General features: G+C 56.8%; 17 protein-coding genes and 1 other RNA gene. 4 read left to right on the top strand and 14 right to left on the bottom strand.

Annotation, left to right across the window (positions count from 1 at the left end):
- Positions 1-32: 32 nt before the first annotated feature.
- Positions 33-410, bottom strand: an RNA gene (gene rnpB / locus QCD69_RS17665) — RNase P RNA component class A.
- Positions 411-442: 32 nt separating this feature from the next.
- Entirely contained in the window at positions 443-1,300 is an 858-nt protein-coding gene (gene rsmI, locus QCD69_RS17660) for a 16S rRNA (cytidine(1402)-2'-O)-methyltransferase (RefSeq protein ID WP_253455789.1), read from the bottom strand.
- 62 nt (positions 1,301-1,362) lie between these two features.
- Here rsmI and QCD69_RS17655 point away from each other — a divergent pair, with 62 nt between their 5' ends.
- From QCD69_RS17655 to dolP, 4 genes are read left to right on the top strand one after another with little or no spacing between them, the layout of a single operon-like run.
- On the top strand, positions 1,363-3,405 hold the full coding sequence (locus QCD69_RS17655; protein WP_301252924.1) for a penicillin-binding protein activator: 2,043 nt from the start codon (positions 1,363-1,365) through the stop codon (positions 3,403-3,405).
- A complete protein-coding gene (locus tag QCD69_RS17650) occupies positions 3,363-3,755 on the top strand; it encodes a YraN family protein (RefSeq protein ID WP_301252923.1) in 393 nt (130 codons plus the stop codon). Before QCD69_RS17655 ends, QCD69_RS17650 begins: the two co-directional genes overlap by 43 nt.
- A 29-nt stretch (positions 3,756-3,784) precedes the next feature.
- Positions 3,785-4,375, top strand: coding sequence for a DnaA initiator-associating protein DiaA (diaA, locus tag QCD69_RS17645; RefSeq protein ID WP_125290352.1), 591 nt, complete (start codon positions 3,785-3,787; stop codon positions 4,373-4,375).
- Between the two features lie 9 nt (positions 4,376-4,384).
- A complete protein-coding gene (dolP, locus tag QCD69_RS17640; RefSeq protein WP_301252929.1) occupies positions 4,385-4,957 on the top strand; it encodes a division/outer membrane stress-associated lipid-binding lipoprotein in 573 nt (190 codons plus the stop codon).
- Between the two features lie 55 nt (positions 4,958-5,012).
- Here the strand turns inward: dolP and QCD69_RS17635 are convergent, their stop codons facing one another.
- The 12 genes from QCD69_RS17635 to pmbA form a co-directional block, all read right to left on the bottom strand.
- Entirely contained in the window at positions 5,013-6,923 is a 1,911-nt protein-coding gene (locus tag QCD69_RS17635) for a BglG family transcription antiterminator (RefSeq protein ID WP_253455800.1), read from the bottom strand.
- A 72-nt stretch (positions 6,924-6,995) separates the two neighbouring features.
- The gene (gene dagF, locus QCD69_RS17630; RefSeq protein WP_301252922.1) at positions 6,996-7,736 is read right to left on the bottom strand and encodes a 2-dehydro-3-deoxy-phosphogluconate aldolase; all 741 of its coding nucleotides are present in this window, start codon (positions 7,734-7,736) and stop codon (positions 6,996-6,998) included.
- Entirely contained in the window at positions 7,733-8,854 is a 1,122-nt protein-coding gene (locus QCD69_RS17625) for a DgaE family pyridoxal phosphate-dependent ammonia lyase (RefSeq protein WP_301252921.1), read from the bottom strand. The genes dagF and QCD69_RS17625 overlap by 4 nt, the downstream gene beginning before the upstream one ends.
- On the bottom strand, positions 8,838-9,971 hold the full coding sequence (locus QCD69_RS17620) for an amidohydrolase/deacetylase family metallohydrolase (RefSeq protein WP_301252920.1): 1,134 nt from the start codon (positions 9,969-9,971) through the stop codon (positions 8,838-8,840). The genes QCD69_RS17625 and QCD69_RS17620 overlap by 17 nt, the downstream gene beginning before the upstream one ends.
- A gap of 58 nt (positions 9,972-10,029) precedes the next feature.
- Complete coding sequence (locus QCD69_RS17615) at positions 10,030-10,671, bottom strand: DUF4310 family protein (RefSeq protein ID WP_125290346.1); 642 nt, start codon at positions 10,669-10,671, stop codon at positions 10,030-10,032.
- Positions 10,672-10,681: 10 nt separating this feature from the next.
- On the bottom strand, positions 10,682-11,458 hold the full coding sequence (locus QCD69_RS17610; protein WP_253455811.1) for a DUF4311 domain-containing protein: 777 nt from the start codon (positions 11,456-11,458) through the stop codon (positions 10,682-10,684).
- Positions 11,459-11,509: 51 nt separating this feature from the next.
- Complete coding sequence (locus QCD69_RS17605; RefSeq protein ID WP_301252918.1) at positions 11,510-11,806, bottom strand: DUF4312 family protein; 297 nt, start codon at positions 11,804-11,806, stop codon at positions 11,510-11,512.
- 3 nt (positions 11,807-11,809) lie between these two features.
- Positions 11,810-12,172, bottom strand: coding sequence for an SFCGS family glycine-rich protein (locus tag QCD69_RS17600; RefSeq protein WP_301252917.1), 363 nt, complete (start codon positions 12,170-12,172; stop codon positions 11,810-11,812).
- A 22-nt stretch (positions 12,173-12,194) separates the two neighbouring features.
- The gene (locus QCD69_RS17595) at positions 12,195-12,524 is read right to left on the bottom strand and encodes a glycine dehydrogenase (protein WP_301252916.1); all 330 of its coding nucleotides are present in this window, start codon (positions 12,522-12,524) and stop codon (positions 12,195-12,197) included.
- Between the two features lie 408 nt (positions 12,525-12,932).
- Positions 12,933-13,364, bottom strand: a complete 432-nt coding sequence (locus QCD69_RS17590) for a hypothetical protein (protein ID WP_301252914.1) — start codon at positions 13,362-13,364, stop codon at positions 12,933-12,935.
- Positions 13,361-13,729, bottom strand: a complete 369-nt coding sequence (locus tag QCD69_RS17585) for a tlde1 domain-containing protein (RefSeq protein ID WP_125290340.1) — start codon at positions 13,727-13,729, stop codon at positions 13,361-13,363. The genes QCD69_RS17590 and QCD69_RS17585 overlap by 4 nt, the downstream gene beginning before the upstream one ends.
- A gap of 573 nt (positions 13,730-14,302) precedes the next feature.
- Positions 14,303-15,643: a metalloprotease PmbA gene (gene pmbA / locus QCD69_RS17580; RefSeq protein ID WP_301252913.1), complete on the bottom strand. Its 1,341-nt coding sequence runs from the start codon at positions 15,641-15,643 to the stop codon at positions 14,303-14,305.
- Between the last annotated feature and the right edge of the window lie 129 nt (positions 15,644-15,772).

The raw sequence follows: 15,772 nt of genomic DNA, 5'->3' as shown, positions 1-15,772 counted from the left end.
AAAACCCGCCGAAGCGGGTTTCTTACTGAAAATGTTGAAGCTGACCGGTAAGCCGGGTTCTGTCGTGGACAGTCATTCATCTAGGCCAGCAATCGCTCACTGGCTCAAGCAGCCTACCCGGGTTCAGTACGGGCCGTACCTTGTGAACCCCTATTTGGCCTTGCTCCGGGTGGAGTTTACCGTGCCACGAACTGTTGCCAGCCGCGCGGTGCGCTCTTACCGCACCCTTTCACCCTTACCTGATCCCACAAGTGGGCCATCGGCGGTTTGCTCTCTGTTGCACTGGTCGTGGGCTTGCGCCCCCCAGGCGTTACCTGGCACCCTGCCCTATGGAGCCCGGACTTTCCTCCCCTTTGTCTGTCTCCCCCGAAGGAGGACGGCAACAAAGCGGCGACTGTCTGGTCAGCTTCGGCGCGGATAATAGGGCATTCCGCGCGGTTTGTCACCCCTCTTGCTGCTCCAGCGCATACTTATAGAGCGCATTCTTTTTTACGCCGTGAATTTCGGCGGTCAGCGCGGCCGCTTTTTTCAGCGGCAGCTCCTGCTGCAACAGCGCCAGCGTGCGCAGCGCTTCCGGCGGCAGCGCGTCTTCCACGGCCTGATAGCCTTCCACAATCAGCACCATTTCGCCTTTGCGGCGATTTTCGTCTTCTTTAACCCAGGCCAGCAGCTCGCCCACCGGCGCGCCGTGAATCGATTCCCAGGTTTTGGTGATTTCCCGCGCCAGGACTACGTAGCGCTCGCTTCCCCATACGCTGACCATATCCTGTAAGCTTTCCAGCAGGCGATGGGTGGATTCATAAAAAATCAGCGTGCGGGATTCCTGCTCCAGCGCGCGCAGCGTGTCGCAACGGCCTTTGCTTTTGGCGGGCAGAAACCCTTCGTAACAGAATCGATCGGACGGCAACCCCGCCGCGCTTAATGCTGTAATCGCCGCGCAGGCGCCAGGCAAAGGCACCACGTTTACGCCCGCTTCCCGGCAAAGACGAACCAAATGATAGCCGGGATCGTTAATCAACGGCGTGCCGGCATCGGAAACCAGCGCTATGCTTTGCCCGTCCCGAAGCTTTGCCAACAGCGTTTCCGCCTTCTGCTGCTCGTTGTGATCGTGTAATGCGAACAGGCGCGCATTGATGGCGAAATGTTGTAGCAACAGCCCGGTATGACGTGTATCTTCCGCTGCGATCAGGTCGACGCTGGCAAGCACCGAGAGCGCACGCTGGGTAATATCGCCCAGGTTACCAATCGGTGTGGGAACGATGTAGAGCGTGCTGGCCGAAATCTCTTCGCGTTGTTTCATTGTTTGATCCGAATTGCCGATTTAATATTGAGCATCTTGAAAAAAACATAACTGGATACAGTATGCTTCCTTCGAAAGTCATTCATAACAAAGCAGGACGCTGCGTGCCTCTGCTGCTGGCGGCCCTGATTTTTGCCGGTTGTTCCGGCCAGGGTCCACAGGCGCCGACGGTCAACGTGCAGGGCACCGCGACAGGCACTTCCGACTCTTATTTGCAGCAAATGCAGCAAAGTTCAGATGATAACAAGGTTGACTGGCAATTACTTGCAATCCGGGCGCTGCTGAACGAAGGAAAAATTCCTCAGGCCAGCGACCAGCTGGCCAACCTGCCGCAGCAGCTGAATGATGTCCAGCATCAGGAATCGCTGCTGCTACAGGCGCAGCTCAAGGTGATGCAGAAGGATGCGGCCGGCGCGGCGCAGCTTTTGCAGCAGATTGATGCCGCCTCCCTGTCGAAGGAGCAGCAGGCCCGTTACTACCAGCTGCAAATTGCCGGCAGCCAGGGATTAACGCAGCTGCGCGCTTATATTGCGCAGGAACCGCTGCTGAGCTCGCCAGCCGATAAGCAGAAAAATATTGATGCAACCTGGCTGGCGCTGAGCCAGATGACGCCAGAGCAGGCCAACGGCCTGGTGATCAACGCCGATGAAAACACGCTACAGGGCTGGCTGGATCTGCTCAACGTCTATAAGGCCAACGTCAGCGATCCCACGATGCTGAAAGCGGGCATCAGCGACTGGCAGACGCGCTATCCTAACAACCCGGCGGCGAAAATGCTGCCAACGGCGCTGAGCCAGGTGCAGAACTTCCAGCAGTCGTCGACCGGTAAAATTGCGCTGCTGCTGCCGTTAAGCGGCCAGGCGCAGATCTTCGCCAAAGCGATTCAGAAGGGGTTTGACGACGCACGCAACGGTGCGCTGGCCCAGCCGGCTGCACAGCCGCAGGCCGCCGCCGCCAGCACCGCACCTGTTGACGCCAATACCGCCACGCCTGTCGATGCCAACGCCGCGCCAGCAGCAGCCAGTCCGGCCACCGATAGCGCTGCCGCTCAGCCAGCTGCGCAAAACAGCGATAGCGCCGCTCAGCCTGCCGTGCAGAACGGCAGCGTGGCGCAAACCGCGCCGCCATCCAGTTCGGCGCAGGTTCAGGTCTACGACACCAGCAGCCAGCCGATAGATCAGGTGCTGGCGCAGGCGCAGAAAGACGGCGCCACGCTGGTGGTCGGCCCGCTGCTGAAAAGCAACGTCGAGCGTTTAGCTGCCTTACAAACGCCGTTGAATATCCTGGCGCTTAACGAGCCGGAGACGGTACAGAACCATCCGAATCTTTGTTACTTTGCGCTTTCTCCTGAAGACGAAGCGCGTGACGCCGCGCATCATATGTGGGATCAGGGCAAGCGTTCGCCGCTGCTGCTGGTGCCGCGCAGCTCGTTAGGCGATCGCGTCAGCAAAGCATTTGCTGCAGAATGGCAGCAGCTGGGCGGCGCGACCGTGCTACAACAGCAGTTCGGTTCGCAGGGCGAGCTGAAGCAGGGCATTAATAGCGGTGCGGGCTTGCGTCTGACCGGTACGCCGATCGTTGCTCAGCCGCAGCAGCCGCAGGGCGTAACTATTGCGGGCCTGACCATTCCGGCGCCGCAGGCGGATACACCAGCGGCAGGCGACGGCAGCGTGGATTCGCTGTATGTCGTGGCGACGCAGGACGAGATGGCGCTTATCAAGCCTTCCCTCTCCATGCGCGTCAGCAGCCGCAATATGGCACAGATTTATGCCAGCTCGCGCAGCTATCAGGCGGGCAGCGGCCCGGACTATCGTCTGGAGATGGAAGGCGTGCAGTTCAGCGATATCCCGCTGCTGTCGGGCGCTAATCCGGCGCTGATGCAGCAGGCGGCTAAAAACTTTAACAACGATTACTCTCAGGTTCGTCTCTATGCCATGGGCGTGGACGCCTGGACCCTGGCCAATCACTTCAATGAAGTGCGCCAGCTGCCGGGCTTCCGGCTGCAGGGGGAAACCGGCAACCTGAGCGCCACCCAGGACTGCGTCATCAACAGGAAGTTGGTATGGAGCCAGTATCGCCAGGGACAAATCGTTCCGGCATCCTGAGCCGTCAGCAAACGGGGGCGGGCTATGAGCTACAGGCCCGCCGCCTGCTGGAAAGTGCAGGATTAACTTTTATCGCGGCTAACGTCCGCTTTCGCGTCGGAGAGATCGACCTGATTATGCGCGATGGCGAGACGTGGGTTTTCGTAGAGGTGCGCTATCGCCGTAACGATCGGTTCGGCGGCGCCGCCGCCAGCGTAACCCGCAGCAAGCAGCAAAAGCTGCTGAAAGCCGCAGCCTTATGGCTGAACGGTCGCCAGAGCAGCCTTGAGAGCGCCCGCTGCCGCTTTGATGTGGTAGCGATAACCGGCGCACGAACGGACTGGTTGTCCGATGCTTTTACGGCGGAGTAATTTCGCCAACCACTTGCCAGGTGAAAAACGTGCTGGAAAGAATCAAAGTTTGTTTTACCGAAAGTATTCAGACGCAGATAGCCGCAGCGGAAGCGCTGCCGGATGCTATTTCGCGCGCGGCGATGACGATTGTCCAGTCGCTGCTGAACGGCAATAAAGTGCTGAGCTGTGGCAACGGCACCTCCAGCGCCAACGCCCAGCACTTTGCGGCCAGTATGATCAACCGTTACGAAACCGAGCGCCCCAGCCTGCCTGCGGTAGCGCTGAGCGCGGATAACGTGCTGCTGACGGCAATCGGCAACGATCGCCTGCACGACGAAATCTACGCCAAGCAGGTCCGCGCGCTGGGCCATGCTGGCGATATTCTGCTGGCCATTTCAACGCGCGGCAACAGCCGTGATATTGTGAAGGCCGTTGAGGCAGCGGTAACGCGCGATATGACGATTGTCGCGCTGACCGGCTATGACGGCGGCGAACTCGCCGGTTTGCTGGGTCCACAGGACGTGGAAATTCGTATTCCCTCGCACCGGAGCGCGAGGATTCAGGAAATGCATATGTTAACCGTGAATTGCCTGTGCGATTTGATCGATAACACCTTGTTTCCCCACCAGGACGTTTAAGGAGCTATGATGAAGCTGATTTCCGCAACCGCCATCGTGCTGTCCGCGCTGATGCTACAGGGCTGCGTCGCCGCCGTGATCGGCAGCGCGGCGGTCGCCACCAAAACGGCCACCGACCCGCGTACCGTGGGCACCCAGGTTGATGACGGCACGCTGGAGTTACGCGTCAGCAACGCGCTGGCGAAAGACAACCAGATCAAAAAAGAAGCCCACATCGTGGCAACGGCCTACCAGGGCAAAGTGCTGCTGACCGGCCAGGCGCCGAGCGCCGATGTCGCTAACCGCGCTAAACAGATCGCCGTCGGCGTGGATGGCGCAACCGAGGTCTATAACGAAATCCGCACCAGCGAGAAGGCCAGCTTTGGCACGGCCTCTTCCGATACCTGGATCACTACCAAAGTGCGTTCCAACCTGCTTTCCAGCGACCAGGTCAAATCTTCTAACGTGAAGGTCACCACCGAAAACGGCGAAGTGTTCCTTTTAGGTCTGGTAACTACCGCAGAAGCCAAAGCGGCGGCCGATATCGCCAGTCGGGTCAGCGGCGTGAAGCACGTCACCACCGCGTTCACTATTCTGCAATAAGCAGCAAAAGCCCGGCCAATGCCGGGCTTTCACTTTTATCATACCGCGTCGCCCGCTATAGCCGACTCAGACAATCCATCGCTACCGCCTTGAAGCTGACGAAATCCTTGCTGTCGCGCAGCCGCGCCATCGCCCGCTCGCGCAGGAACGTCACGAACAGATCGTAAATCGCCATCGCCTCTTCATAATCGCTTTTGCTGATCGCCAGCAGAAAGATCACCGAGGCCGTTTCGTCTCCCCATGCGATGCCCTGCGGCGCCAGCACGGTATAGACCACGCTTTTCTTCGCCAGCAGGCCCAGCGAGTGCGGTAGCGCAATGCCTTCGCCAAACATCGTGCTGACAATGGCTTCGCGCTCCACGACGGAATCGTGAAACGTCTGGTCGACCGCGCCCTCTTTTTCCAACCGATCGCAGAGCATACGGAACAGCTCCGCCTGGGTTACGGGCTGGTCGATAACAAGAAAATGGCCGGCGTCAAAGAACTTTTCCAGCATATAAGGCCGGGTGCGATCCACCAGCACCAGTTTGCCAATCTGCTCCAGCTGGTATTCCGTGGGAAAAGGCGACATCACCACCACCGGCTTCTGTTTCTCGACCAGGCGCGTAGTGGAGATAACAAAATCTTCTTCAATACCCGGCTGCTGCTCATACTCGCGCTGCGAAATAATATTGTTGACCACGATCTGCGGATATTTCCGCATCAGCATCGCCTGGATCATGCGCACGGTGGAATTGCCGGTATCGCACACCAGCAGCACCTGCGGATGGCGCCGGTAGCCGACGTCATAGTGCCGCTCCAGGCCGACGCCGATATGCAGCACCAGAAATCCCATCTCGTTTTCACTGATGGTATAAGGGGTGTATTTTCCCCAGCTGGATACGGCGGCCAGCGTCACGTCCCACGCCATCGGATAGTGCTGCTTGATGTTCGCCAGCAGCGGATTAGGAATAGCGATCTGGTAACGCACACGGGTGATCATGGTTTTAATATGGGTCAGCAAATCCGCCCGCAGCTGCCCGTCGCTTTGCAGATTAAAGTTGTAGTGAGTATTGATGTAGCTAAGGATGTAATTGACCAGCGATTCGCCGTCGTCCGGGCTGATGGCATCCGGCGCAATCGCCTCAACGCGCCGTGCCGCGATATTAACGCGCAGGTAGGCTTCCTCTGCGGCTGAGAACGCTTTGCCGGTGAGCGGCTGTAGTAGCGCAATCAGATGGCGCGCCGCGCCTCGCACGTCGTCATCCACGTCGTCAGCCGTGAAATCGGAAAGCGGATAGCCTTCGCTGATGCGCCTTACTGACACCGCACAGTAGAGGCGCAGATAAAACTCGCCCTCATCCGTCATCCTGACGGCAAAACGCCCCAGCGACTGGCTCAGCAGCGGCTGTAGCGTAGCCAGAATGCCGCTGTTCAGCACCTCCAGATGCAGCAGCGGATCGTCGGCATCCTCCTGCGCAATCTGGTAGAGCAGATCGGTCAGGCAGGTGCGCACGGCCATTTCGCTGCCGAACAGCTTCATGCCGTAGCGCGGCCGGGTTTCAATCACCAGCTGATAGCGCGCCAGCCACTCTCTCACTTCAGCCATATCGCTTTGCAGCGTGGCGCGGCTGACAAACCATTCATCGGCCAGATCTTCCAGCTTAAGGGAATAGGCTGAGGTGAGAAATCGGGTTAACAGGTAATGCACTCGCGCCGCCGAAGTGCGGGGAATGCGTAAAGACGAAGGCGACTGGTGCCGCAGCTGGCTGTAGCGCTGCGCATCTTCAATTTTTAACCGATAGCCCTCGCCCCGATTCAGCACAAAGCGGATGCCGTGATCGGCCAGTAGCTCATTCAGCGCGGTAATGTCCGTACGTACGGTGCGGGTAGATACCGCAAAACGGCGCGCCAGCTCATCCTGAGGCAGCGTTTCGTTTTGCAGCGTATCGAAAAGTCTTGCAAGGCGTTGGTTAGGGAATCTCACCGGGTTTCCTGTGGTTGTCTTGGTTGCTCTCCGTTGACGAAACGGGCCGGGATCGCCCGGCCTTGCTCGCGCTTACCCCACCAATTTTTTCGTCATGGCCAGCAGCGCGCGGACGTCGTCCGGACGAGTATTGCCGGAAGCCTTATCAATAATCGAGCTGTAAATGTGCGGGATGATTTTGCTGACGCCCGCCTCCAGCGCGATTTGCAGAATGGCGGCATAGTTATCCAGGTCGATGCCGCCCGTCGGCTCCAGCCAGAAATCCTGCTCGGCGCAGGCTTTCGCCACCACGCGAAACTCCTCGACAGCCTTTAGTCCGCCCATCGGGAAATATTTCACCGAGCTGCCGCCCATATCTTTCAGCAGCGCAATCGCGGTCGCTATCGGTACTATTCCCTCTGGCGCCTGCGAACTGAGCGGCCCGGTGGAAATTTTGACCATGCCTGGCCTGCCCGTCGGCGAAATCAGGCCGTTAACCACCGTCTGGCGCTGGCCCAACAGCGCGCGGCTGGCCGCCACGCCGGTAAACACCTGGTTCACGTGCTGCGGTTGCAGCTGGCCTGCAATAGCGCTGACCATCGCCGACTGGTTCGGATCGCCCGCCCCCAGCCCAACGGAGAGCGCATTGTCGATCAGCGCCGCGTAGTCACGCATATCGGCAACGGCGCTTGCCACGCTGTCGTAGTTTTTCGACAGCACGCCAACCAGCACGTGGCCTTCAGCCGCCTGCCAGATCTCGCGGGCGTTCTCTTTCGATCCTGCCAGCACGTTCAGACAAACGCGATCGCGATAGAAATTTGGCATAAGCGTCATGCTTTTTCCCCTCCTGATAATAATGCCCTGACGGAAATGTAAATAGTATTCAGCTGCTCTGGCGAGACGCTGCGCACGTCGACCTCGACAATGCCTTCATTGGCTTTATAGCCGCGAAAATAGATCGCTATCTCGCCTGTTTTTAACCTATGCACGACGTCGCCCGTGGTCAGACCGATCTTAAGCTCGTCGAAATGGATTTCTGCCCTGGCGATATCTCGTCCGGCGGCATCCCAAACCACGCGCGCGCTGATGCCGTCCAGCGCGTTCAGGTTGTCGATAAACGGCGTCATCTTCTCGACCATCTGTGCGCCGGACATTTTCGGCTGTTGCAGATAGTTTTCGATCGCCTGCGTCAGGCCAAGGATGCCTTCCTTGCCGACCTTCATTGCCCGGCCGATGCCCTGCGACTGGCGCTTCACCCACTCAACGTATTTTTTGCGCCCCATCACCAGCCCGCTCGTAGGGCCTTCGATAGCCTTCGCGCCGCTGTAGATCACCAGATCCGCGCCGCCCTGGTAGTAGCGCTGTAAATCTTCTTCCGCCGCCGCATCGACAATCAGCGGCAGATTATGCTGGCGCGCAACGGCGGCCGCCTGTTCGACGCTGAGGTGGCTTTTCTGCACGCAGTGATGCGATTTGATATAAAGAATGGCCGCCGTTTGCGGAGTCACGGCGGCGGAAAGCTGCGCGGCGGAGCATTCGTTGGCGTAGCCTGCTTCTACCAGACGCCCGCCGCCCAGCGCGACCATAGTGCCGACGGGCGCGCCGTAATTAACGTTATGGCCTTTCGGCACCACGATATGGTGAGGAACAATCAGCGGCGCGGCGTGTAGGTTTTCCAGCAGCCAGTCGTTATCTTTGACGATGACCGCCGCCACGGATTGCGCGATGCCCGCCGACGCGCAGGAAACCACCACCGCATCCTCACAGCCGAGCAGGCTGGCGATATAAGCGCCGGTTTTATCAACCAGATCGTTCATTTCAAAATAGTGGTTAAGGCCGTACTTTACCGTGTCCACCACGTCGGCGGCAGGGGTAGAGACGCCCAGAATGGTCATGCGGCCCGAAGCGTTAATGACCTGTTTTAAGCCATATTTCTCATAAATCGAAGACATGATGCTTTTTCCCTTCTTCGGTAACAAACCAGCGGCCAGCCACCACGGCGGCCAGCGGCACCAGTTGCTTTTCGCCCGTGGCCGACTGGCCTTCGGAATCGGTAAACACGCAGGACGCATCCTGCACGTCGAAAACAGTCAGATCGGCGTCATAGCCCACCTCCAGCCGTCCCTTCTGCGATAGCCGCAGGCCGTCAGCCGCGTTGGCGGTCACGCAGTCAATAATTTGCGGCAGGGTCATGCCTACGCTGAAGAATTTCGCCATCACGTGCGCCAGCGAATGCACCGGCCCGTTAAGGCGGTTGCGACAGTAAATATCCGAGCTGATGGTTTGCGGCAGAATGCCCTGCGCGATAGCCACGCGCGCCACGTCGAAGCTGAAGCTGGCCGTGCCGTGCCCCACATCCAGCCGCACGCCGCGCTCCAGGGCACGATGAACGGAGGCGCGCAGCTGACCGGCAGGCGTCAGGATGCGGTTGGGCTTGCCGTTATAGCAGTGGGTAATGATGTCGCCGCTGTCCAACAGATCGGCTATTTCATCCAGATCGGGCGGGTTATTGCCAATATGTACCATCAGCGGCAACCCGCCGTTTTCCTGCTGGATCGCTTTGGCACGGATCAGCGGCTGCACGCCGTTTTTACCTACCACGCTGCTGCTTATGCGCGCCTTGATGCCAAGAATAAACCCTGGCAAACGCTGCGCCGCCTCACGCACGCCGACGCGGTCGATTTGCGTCATATCCGCCAGCTCGTTTTGCGTTACGATGCCGGTGCGCGCGATATTCAGCAAGGCGTAAACCTGCGTGCGGGCGCTGCGGGTTAAACGACAGAACTCGTCAACATCGTCCGCGCCGGTGCTGCCCGCATCCACGACGGTCGTCACGCCGGTAGCGACGCCGATGCAGTCCGCTTCGTCGTGATAAATCGGCGAATTGGGATAGCAGTGCACGTGCGAATCGATCCATCCGGCGCTCAGGTAAAAACGCCCGGCCAAATCGTACTCGCGCGTGGCCTGGCCGCTGACCTCGCCCAGCGCGGCAATTTTTCCGTTGTGTACGGCGATATCGGTCAGCCCGCCGTCCGCCAGGCGCGCCCGGCGCACAATAAAATCAAACATGGCAAACTCCTCCGTCTGCAAAAGCGGTCGCCAGCGCCGCTGAGCCCTGGCGATCGGGCTAGAGTGCCACCGGGAAAAATGCGCCCAGCAGCATCGCGCCCAGAATGGCGCCGCCGGTAATAGGCTTGTTCCAGAGATAAAACAGCAGCGCGCCGATGAGCGAACCCAGACCGATGGGAATGGAGGCGGCCATAGCCGAGAGAATAATTAGCGGCCCGAGGAAACGCCCGGACGCGTTGCCCGCGCCCATCATGACGTCGGCGCCATAGGTTGAATCGCTGTTATTGATGGTGAACCTGCGCGCCAGAATAATGAGGTAGCCGATCGCCAGGCCCAGGATCAGGCCGGTCAGCAGCGAGGCGGCAAAGTTGGCCACGGGGAAGATAAACCCGGCGCCCAACAGCAGCGCCGGCACGCCAAGGCCGACGCCCGTCTGGATGGCGCCGCCAATATCCAGGATGCCCACCAGCGACCCTTCGATAATACGGGCGAACAGAAAGCTCGCGCCAAAGGCCGCCACCGCGCCATAAACGCCGGTTTCCATACCCGCGCGCAGCATAGAGACAAAGGCGACCTCGTTAAACGCGCCCAGCCCATAGACGTAATACATATGCGTTCCGGCGAACACGCCGGCGGAAAGCAGGCCGACAAAGATCGGGAAAGACCAGTCGGCATACCAGAAACCGCTTTTTGCTTCCATTTTCCTCTCCTTATTTTCCGCTCAGCGCGTTATGGAACATCGACAGCCAGTCCGGCACGCCCAGCCGGAAAGATTCCAGCATTTTCATATCGAAGCCGCGGAAGAAGCCACTCAGGACAAACAGCAGCACGATGGCGAACATCATCACTTTGGTGACGCGATGCCAGCCGCTCTCCTCAACGCCCTTGCCGATCAAAATGCCCAGCACCAGTCCCGGCACCGCATTGCCCATAATCAGCTGCGCCAGGCCGCCGAAGATGGTGGCCCAGAATCCCGATTTTTTACCGGCATCGATTGCCGCCAGCCAGAAGATTACCGGCATCACGGTATTGACCAGCAGGTTAGCCGCAGGCACCAGCACCTTAACGGCGGTGATCTGGAGCGCCGCCGGCACGGCCGAAGCGGTAGAATTCAGAAAGGCGACCACCACCATGCCGATCAGGCCGCAGGCGATGGCCATTTTTTTCGGATCGTGCAGCGTTTCTGCCAGGTTGCGGTTTCGGATCATCAGCGCCGCCGCGCCCCAGTTCGGGATAATGCGGTGGTCGACGTCCTGGGTAAACGAGCCTGCGGCAACGGAAGAAGCCCAGGCGTTAAAGAAGAAACCCAGACCAAACGAGAAGTGAGAGGCGGGATCGCCTTCACAGGAGTTGAGTTCACCCAGCGTGCGAAAGGCGCCCATGCCCTGAGTCGCCGGCGCATGAAACATACGCGCGGCGCCAGCGCCAACGCCTACTCCGACCAGGCCGCCGATAATAAGAGATTTAAAAAGGATAATTAAAAACATCACACTTTCCTTGCAGGCTTGCGCCAACGTTTTTAAGTTATGTTTGCCCGGCTAGCGCGTGAGGAAATCGATTTTGTCGACATCGATAGCGTTCACGCTGACGGTAATTTCCAGTTCGATGCTGTAACTCCGCCGCTCCCTCGCCAGAAAGAAAAACAAAAAGCGTTCTTTCCTGACGCTTTCCCGCGCCAGCACCACCCTGACCTCCTGCGGCTCAATGCGCAGCAGCACCTTACCGGTCGTCTTTAGCAGCGTGCTCTGCACACGGCTCAGCGCATCGGCGAACGCTTTCTCTTTGCTGTCGCCTTTGCCGCTGACCTTTACCGCTGTGGTAAATTGCTCCTTCATCGGTCAGGCACCGTGCTTCTTGTTCCAGGCCTGCACCAGGCGTTCGCCCAGCTCTTCTTTGTCCATAAAGCCAAAGCCGAGCACGTTCGCGCCCTCGTTGATGGCGGTTACGCCCTCTTCTACAGAGCGCATGCCATATTTCGCTTTGTAGCCGTGTTTGGTTTGCGCGGTAATAGCGCCTGCGCCGCCGCTGCCGCAAAAAGAGATGCCGAAAGTGGCATTTTCCGCTTTCATGGCGTCGCCCAGCCTCATGTCCGCCGCCACGCCCGGCACCACCACGGCCTTCCCGCCCGCTTTCTCGACGCCTGCCGCGACTTTCTGGCCTTTCCCTAAACGATCGCCAATAACAACAATGACTTGTGACATATTGCGTTCTCCGGTGAGTAAATTAGTTTTCTTTTGCCACTTCAAAATGAACAGAGAGCAGCCAGGCTTCCTCTTTTGGCAGATTGCCAAAAAGATCCACCACCTGCTGAGCCAGCGACATAGATTCAGGCGAGATATCCTCAAACAGGTCGGCCTCAACCTCCGGCAGCGACTCGCCGGTCAGCGAACGCAGCGCCATCGCCCGCACGTGCGAAGACAGCATTTGCTGCTGCACCGCATTGGGATAAATTTTTTCGGCGGCAAACAGCTGATTAATTTGTGTCATCACGCTGTCGGCCAGCGCCTGAATGGCCGTATCGCCGTTCTCTACCGCCACTGCTCCATTTTTCACGCAAAGCCCCTTATTTTCCGTTTTGGTTCGGCTGTAAACCGAATTTATTCGCGAGAGAAATAAAGTAGCGCCGGAGGTAGCGATTTTGTAGACCGCATTTTTCCGTTTCAAAGTGGAAATAAGCGCGAAGCCAGGGAAATCCTTCACAAAATGGTTATTTCACTTAACAGAAGAGCAAAAGTGGAAGGTAAATCACAGTACGACAGAAAAAATGTCTGCCTGATCGGCCGATAACGGCGATCGCAGCGGCTATCCTGATGGAAACCATAGGAATTGCTTATGGTAGTGGAGAACGAAATCATTATTTAAATAAAAAAAAGAAAGATTAGCTCTATTTAAGAAATAAAACAGACATAAAGTAAATTCCCAGATAGTGAGAAGCCCCTGCGCGCTGACACAGGGGCAAAATCAGAATTCACGCTTGACAATCAAATAACCGTTAAATTCTATATTACACTCATAATCATTCGCGATGGTAGAGACAAGGAAAATATCCTCTTTTCCCTCCTTATCTTTAACAGTAAACTTAATTATGAGGTTAACAGGATTATCCTGTGAATATATTTCTTTGTTATCGCTTATCGATAAAAGGGTATCGGTTTTATAGGTTTTTTCGGCATAGTATTGTGATAACAAATCAGAGACAGGTTCGTTGAATAGCAATTCCGTGGTTACCTCATCGGGCGGTATGCTCTTAATGTCAATATGCATTTCCTCATGCATTTTATCCATCATTCTTATGGCAGTACCTGATATGGGCGACTTACAATTATTATCAAGCACCGGCGCGGCAAGCGTACAGGTGCTGCAAATAATTAAGGGGAGAAGAAAATATCTCATTCAACAATAATCTCCTTATCCTTTGAATCCCAAATTGCTTTACGGAACCTTGGATCCAGTATGATGCAGCCATTTGAGGCTTCGCCTGGATGCGTTTGACTTTCTCCATGAATTAGAAAACCACTCCGATTACACATATTGTTGCCTTTATCTGGCTCAAGGCGAAGCGTGAATCGACCCGCTTTTTTATGTGTGAATGGAACGCCTGTGATCCGGTATTTACCTCTGGGCAACGGGCCTCTATCGCGCAGACATTCATACTCAGGATTATCTTTATAGCCCGGAGCACCAGCATAAAGCGCGCTGAACTTGTATTCCCCGTTACGCTTAAAGGTCTTCATCATTACATTATACGTCCATGCCATTGTTACTCTCCTTGTTTACCTCACATGTTATAAAGCCTCTTAGCAAGATTACTTAACAGATATCGCTTAAGCGTTTCTATAGCGGCAGCAAAAAATTTAGGCCTCTTATAACCTCAATCAAAAAAGAATTGATTTTGCATAAACCTGGCGTATTATCGATTCAAGGTGGGATTTCTACGCATGCCACTTACGCATCATGAACCCTGGCAACCGACGGGGTTGTGAAGGCTATATGAGGAAGGTTATCTAATTTTTTCTATTTTACCGGCGATTTCATCGCCTCTATATTTATATAGCGGCGCTAGTGTAGGTTTTTATGGTTGGTATTCTTTGCCTGGCGGGATTTCTAAATTGATAGTTACGATAGCTATCACTTTTTGTGCATTTATTTACGGTTTCAGCATCAAAATTCATTAAAGCCCTCCAAAGCAAATATTAATCCATGCAGAAATCTCACTGTGGCGGAGATCTTTTCATTTTAAGGTTTTACAGGGCAGAACTCATCACCATCAGTAGCAGGCTGGGAAGTAAAGGGAGGCGCAGTCTGCGCCACCCTTACATTAGCCACCAGAATTATTGTCCGGCGATTTTCATTTCCGGGATCAGCACGGAGCCGCACTGAATATTGCTGCGAGTTTCGATATCGCTGCCCACCGTGACCATATTGCGCCACATGTCCTTCAGGTTGCCTGCGATAGTGATTTCGCTTACCGGATACTGAATTTCGCCGTTTTCGACCCAGAAACCGGCCGCGCCGCGCGAGTAGTCGCCGGTGATGCCGCTAACGCCCTGGCCCATCAGTTCCGTCACTACAAGGCCGGTGCCCATTTTTTTCAGCAGCTGGTCGAAGCTGTCGCCCTGACCGTTGATGCGCCAGTTATGGATGCCGCCCGCATGGCCGGTGCTTTTCAGGCCCAGCTTGCGCGCCGAGTAGCTGGTCAGCAGCCAGGTTTGCAGCACGCCGTCTTTGATGATGTCGCGCTGTTCGGTACGCACGCCTTCGCTGTCGAACGGCGTAGAGGCCAGGCCCTTACGCAGGTGTGGCTGCTCCTGGATGGTCAGCCATTCCGGCAGGATCTGTTTGCCCATCGCATCCAGCAGGAAAGTGGATTTGCGGTAGACGCTGCCGCCGCTGATCGCGCCGACCAGATGGCCAAACAGGCCTGTCGCCACTTCCGCCGCAAAAATAACCGGCGCTTTCATGGTGGCGAGCTTGTGCGGCGAGAGGCGTGACAGCGTGCGGCGGGCGCACTCTTCACCGACCCACTCCGGCGACTTCAGGTCTTCGATAGCGCGGCCGATGGTGTAGGCGTAATCGCGCTCCATATCGCCGTTAGCTTCGGCAATAACACTGGCTGAAATCGAATGGCGGCTGGATGAGTAGCCCTGGATCATGCCGTGGCTGTTGCCGAAGACCTTCATGCCGATATGGCTGTTGAAGCTGCCGCCTTCGGTATTGGTAATACGCTTGTCGGCTTTGAGCGCAGCCTGCTCGGCCCGCGCCGCCATCTCGATCGCTCTGTCAGGATCCAGATCGGTGGGATGGAAAAGATCCAGATCCGGCGCATCAAAAGCCAGCAGATCGCGATCCGCCACGCCCGCATAAGGATCGGCGGAGGTATAGCGGGCGATATCGACAGCCGCCTGCACGGTACGCGCGATGGCGTCCGGGCTGAGATCGGTCGAAGACGCGCTGCCTTTGCGATTCTGATGATAAACGGTAATGCCTAAAGCGCCGTCGCTGTTAAATTCAACGTTTTCTACTTCGCCGTAGCGGGTGCTGACGCCGATCCCCGTGGTTCTGGTGACGGCGACTTCCGCCCCATCGGTGCTGGCTTTGGCCAGCTCGAGTGCTGTTGCGACCGCCTCTTCGAGGGTTTTACGCTGTTCTGCAACTTGGGAGAGTAATTTCATCGACCTACCATATAATTAACAGAGGGCTTTTCTGGGTATACGCCACCAGATTTCCGGACTCTTCAGGGTTTCAGGTTTACCTGAGTCTAACAGACTCAGCGAACAATTTCGCAGTAGCCTGAGTTTCCT

This window comes from Erwinia sp. PsM31 (assembly GCF_030433775.1).
GTDB classification, from domain to species: domain Bacteria; phylum Pseudomonadota; class Gammaproteobacteria; order Enterobacterales; family Enterobacteriaceae; genus Erwinia; species Erwinia aeris.
The sequence above is the reverse complement of the archived record's forward strand: the minus strand, read 5'-3'. Positions and strand labels throughout refer to the sequence as shown.